Genomic DNA, 4,218 nt, shown 5'->3' with positions numbered 1-4,218 from the left:
CTACGGCCGTTGCGTTGCCGGCGCCGCCGTCACCGCCGGAACCGCCGCCGAGCAGGTTGTTGGTACCGGTCCCACCGAAGGGCCAGTTGATGGTGTTGCCGGAGGGAAGCACGATGGTGTCACCGTTGGGCAGGGTGATGCTGCCTGTATCGGCGTGAGCCATTCCGATGCCGGTGAACAGACCGGCGAGGCCGATACCAGCGGCGATCGAGGACGCGCAGACGACGCATTTGCTAGCGACCGCATCAGCCTTCGATCGTTGACGGTGCCGTGGAGAGGAACCGCCCCGAACGTTTTTCTTATGCACTGCTGACTCCAATCTTGTGCTGAGTTAATGCTTATTTCAGGGGGTTCTCAGGATGTCTCAGGGAAACCTCAGTTCGGGATCACGAAGCACGTAATGTGACCACTCTGGTACCTCTTCGTTATGTTTTCGTGATCTTCGGTAGTCGCAATATCGCAGATCTGGCGATTTGGTAGCGATTTTCTCAAAAATCCTCAGAAAACTGCTGGGCCGCCCGATGAGCGGTCGTAGGCGCATATGACTACGAGGCGGTGAACCCGACGTTCAGCGCTTTGCGGAACCGGGACGAAGGGAAGCTGCCGATGCCACAGCAACGTGCGATGGCCCGTTGGCGCCGAGGTGGCGGCGAGCGCCGGCTGTCCCCTACCGCCGCTGGCCGAGACCGCTGCCCCAGCGGCACAGCGCTACACGACAACTTTGCGCGACCGCACTCGACTTGCCTACGCGAAGACACGCTACCCTTGAGATGCACTGCAGTAGTGCGAAATTCGTTATCACTATATTGTGCACGAAGCGGGTGTTGACCTGCGGCGGTAATCCTGTTGTACCTAGTCGCAGATGCTAGCGCGCCTCGATCAACGCTCCTTTCGCGGGCTCGGCGTGCCGCACCGCTGCGCGTCAGCAGGTCGTCGGCGTCGTCCCAGGGACGTGTAGGCAAACATTGACGATCAAGCGGTCAGGAGCTATATCATCGGCCGATGCCTGCCTCACGTCCCGCTGATCCTGCCGCCCAGAGTGGTCGCAGGGCATCTCGCGCCACCACGAGCGAGTACCCCCGGTCTCGCAGATCTCTCGACGAGACGGACGAGGCTGACGCTCCGAACGAGACGAATTCCGCGGTCGAGGCTTTGCCAGAACAGGCGCCTCGGGCCACTAGACGACCGAGGAAGGTCAAGATCAAACGGAGCGGCGACTTACCGTGGCGCGCATATGGGCCCCTGGTGATTGCAGCCCTCGCCGTCGTCATTGCCATCGTGGCGTGGTTTCGTCCGGTCCACACCGCGTCGCAAAACTTCACCGCCCAACAATCCGCCGACGCCAAGACGAGCCTTTGCTCCGCATACACCGCCGCGCATCAAGCCGTGGTCATCAACACCCACCTGGCGAACCCACGCGCCGGCGACCCAATCGGCTCACTCGCGGTGGCGGCCAACGCTCGCCTGGCGCTTTTGGGCGGCGGCACCTATTTAGGAGACCGCATCGCAGCGCAACCTGCGGCACCGGCCGATCTAGCCAAGACCCTCACGTACATGGCCGACACGATCGAACAGTTGGGCATCAATTATCTGGCAGGTGCACCCAATTCGGTTCAGGATCAATTGCGTATCAATCTCGATAAGGAAATCAGAGCGCTGGATCAGCTGTGCTCGTGACCGGTCTCCGACGAGTGGGACCCACAAAGAATAGTCGTTGTGGCACTTGGTCTGACCGGGGATGTTCCGGGGTCGGGCGACCATCAGTGAACCAGCCCGAACCGTTGACCACCCGAGTCGATAGCGAAGCCCACGAATCCGCTTCCGATACAACGTTCGTCGGCGCGCGCCCCGGTCGCTTGTCGGTCAAGGACATCGGCCGGCTATTGCTGCGCTGCGCCGACCGGCCGGGCCTAGTGGCAGCGGTCAGCACATTTTTGTCGTCCGCCGGCGCCAACATCATCTCGCTGGATCAGCATTCGACCGAGCAAACCGGCGGAATCTTCATGCAGCGCACCGTTTTTCACCTGCCGGGTTTGACGGCCGCTCGGGATTCGCTGGCCCGCGAATTCGCCGAGCAGGTGGCCGGGAAGTTCAGCATGGATTTTCGCCTCACTGAGGCGGCCAAGCCCAAGCGGGTCGCCGTCATGGCCTCCAAGGAGGACCAACCTGTTCAACCGGTTCGTCAACGACGCCTTCTGGCGCGACCCGCATAATGTTCCGGAAGGCCTGCAAGTCGTATGAGGCATGAGCTACGGTCCTGCCAGCGTTGCCCTATGCCGCCACGGTGTAGCCAATTTCACGAAAGCCGTTGCAGAAAGCCAATAACGCCCCTCCGGCTCCGACGACCTATATCATCGCCGCGTGTCTCATAGTTCCCCGATTGACGAGTCGGCCACCGAAGAAACCCCTACGGACAGCGTGAGGGAGCGCCCCAAGGTGGGCCAGCGGGTGAGCCGCAGGCCCGCTGCTCCTTCTTCTTCTGGCGGGTGGAAGTCGCGCTGGCCAACGTGGGTGCCCCTGGCGCTTGCCGCAATCGCGGTCGCCATTGCTATCGCGGCGTTTTTCCGCCCAATGCACGCCAGTGCGCCTTCCTTCAGCAGCCAGCAGACCGCCGACGCGAAAACCCACCTGTGCGCTGCGTACGTCACCGTGCGCCAAGGGGTGGTCACCAATACCCATCTCGCCAATCCGGTTCCCAACGACCCCGCCGGCCAACTGGCGGTGGCGGCCAACGCTCGCCTGGCACTGGTAGGGGGCGGCGCGTTCCTGCAGAACCGCCTCACCGCAGAACCCGCCGCGTCTGGAGATCTCGCCAAAACCGTCGGTGCGATGGCCAACACGATCCAAGAGTTGGGCGTCGGCTACCTCGCGGGACTCAACTCCACACTTGATCCGTTGCGCCACAATCTCGACACCGAGATCACCGACATGAACAAGCTCTGCGAATAGTCGCGATCTCTTCTCGTAACGCTCAACAGACCACTGGAGTCTGTTACCTCCAGAACGTCGAAATGGGAGCGGCATGGCGCGTACTGACAGCGATAGCTGGGATCTCACGAAAAGCGTTGGCACGATGGCCACCATGTCCGCCGCCCAGCGGGCGCTGACCGCCAACGAGCCCGATCCGCTGATCGACGACCCGTTCGCAGAACCACTGGTGCGGGCGGTCGGCATCGATTTCTTCACCCGGCTGCTGGACGGACAGATACCGAACTTCAAGTCCCCGCGGATGATGCAGCAGGTAGCGGTAGAACCCGGTTCTACGACCAGTTCTTCCTCGACGCGACAGCCAACGGCGTTCGCCAAGCGGTCATCCTCGCCGCCGGTCTGGATGCCCGGGCCTACCGCTTGCCATGGCCGGCCGGCACCGTCGTCTACGAACTCGACTTACCTCAGGTCGTCGAATTCAAGACGTCGACGCTCAGCGATCTCGGCGCCGAGCCGACGGTAGAGCGACGGCCTATCGGTATCGACTTGCGCGACGATTGGCCGGCCGCCCTCTGGGCAGCCGGATTCGACCCCGACGCGGCCGCGGCCTGGAGTGCCGAGGGCTTACTGATCTATCTGCCGGCCGACGCCCAGGAAGCGCTGTTCGACCGCATCACCTCGTTCAGCGCCGCCGGGAGTCGGTTCGCCGCCGAGTTCATGCCCGACACCAGCTTGTTCGCCCACGACTACTGGCGGACGTTTCACCAGCAGATGAGCCGGCTCGGATTCGACTTCGACTTCGCCCAGCTCGTCGCGCAGGGCGGACGCACCCACGTCATCGAGTACCTGACCGGCCATGGCTGGCAGATTTCTCACCGTACCGTCGGGCAGCTGCACGCGGCCAACGGCTTCGACTATCCCGACGACCAGGTTGCCGGCGTCTTCGCCAATGTGACCTATCTGGATGGCCTGCTTGCCCGGTGACGCCTTGAGTAAAGCGCGTCCCATAGCGCACAATCGACCAACCTCGGCTTCTCCTGAAAAGTACGGAAGGCCTGCATGGGCATATCGCTGATCGTGCTGGGCTCCGTGCTGTTGATTGCAGCCGCCGTCGTGCTCGCCGTCGCGTTGCGGCGTCCCAAGAAACCCAGCCGGCCCACTTCGCGCCAGGATCCGCTCGACATCGGCGACATGCAGCAGTACGGCCCCCGGGCGCTGGGTCCGGGCGCGATCGTCAGCTACGGCGGCGTCGACTACGTGGTGCGCGGCTCGGTCACCTACCGCCAAGGT

The 4,218-nt window shown here is 62.9% G+C and carries 2 protein-coding genes and 3 pseudogenes; all 5 read left to right on the top strand.

What is annotated here, in order from left to right; all coding sequences use genetic code 11:
• The first annotated feature begins 1,245 nt into the window (after positions 1-1,245).
• On the top strand, positions 1,246-1,677 hold the full coding sequence (locus WA317_RS08145; protein ID WP_425172546.1) for a hypothetical protein: 432 nt from the start codon (positions 1,246-1,248) through the stop codon (positions 1,675-1,677).
• 179 nt (positions 1,678-1,856) lie between these two features.
• A pseudogene (locus WA317_RS08140) lies at positions 1,857-2,162 on the top strand (ACT domain-containing protein); the annotation flags it as partial.
• A gap of 274 nt (positions 2,163-2,436) precedes the next feature.
• Positions 2,437-2,949, top strand: a complete 513-nt coding sequence (locus tag WA317_RS08135) for a hypothetical protein (protein ID WP_425172545.1) — start codon at positions 2,437-2,439, stop codon at positions 2,947-2,949.
• Positions 2,950-3,022: 73 nt separating this feature from the next.
• A pseudogene (locus WA317_RS08130) lies at positions 3,023-3,912 on the top strand (SAM-dependent methyltransferase).
• 75 nt (positions 3,913-3,987) lie between these two features.
• Positions 3,988-4,218: pseudogene (locus tag WA317_RS08125) on the top strand (DUF4178 domain-containing protein); the annotation flags it as partial.

This window comes from Mycobacterium sp., assembly GCF_049802695.1.
Classification (GTDB): Bacteria; Actinomycetota; Actinomycetes; order Mycobacteriales; family Mycobacteriaceae; genus Mycobacterium.
Note: the sequence above shows the minus strand (reverse complement) of the source record. Positions and strands in the feature narration are given on the sequence as shown.